Source organism: Alkaliphilus flagellatus (assembly GCF_018919215.1).
Classification (GTDB): Bacteria; Bacillota; Clostridia; order Peptostreptococcales; family Natronincolaceae; genus Alkaliphilus_B; species Alkaliphilus_B flagellatus.
In genome coordinates this window covers 1-510 of sequence record NZ_JAHLQK010000027.1, presented here as the reverse complement: position 1 = coordinate 510, position 510 = coordinate 1, and the positions used below count along the sequence as shown (strand labels likewise).

General features: G+C 52.2%; 1 rRNA gene. It reads left to right on the top strand.

Annotation, left to right across the window (positions count from 1 at the left end):
* Positions 1-510 (top strand): 23S ribosomal RNA (locus tag KQI88_RS17885); the annotation flags it as partial.

Below are 510 nucleotides of genomic sequence, written 5' to 3'. Positions count from 1 at the left end.
AAATGAGTATTGATCCGCGGATGTCCGAATGGGGCAACCCACCTAGAGTCATGTCTAGGTATCCTGTACTGAATACATAGGTGCAGGAGGTGAACCGCCTGAACTGAAACATCTAAGTAGGGCGAGGAAGAGAAATCAAACGAGATTCCGAAAGTAGTGGCGAGCGAAATCGGAAGAGGCCAAACCAGGGGTAGAAATACCCTTGGGGTTGAGGACTGCATTTAGGATTGTGCGAGTTTAAGAGAACGGCATGGGAAGGCCGGCCAGAGAGGGTGAGAGCCCCGTATCTGAAAAGCGAGCGCACCGAGCAGGATCCAGAGTACCGCGGGACACGAGGAATCCCGTGGGAAGCCGGGGGGACCACCCTCCAAGCCTAAATACTACCTGGTGACCGATAGCGTATAGTACTGTGAAGGAAAGGTGAAAAGAACCCCGGGAGGGGAGTGAAATAGAACCTGAAACCCTGTGCCTACAAGCACATAGAGCACGTCAAAGTGTGATATGGTACTT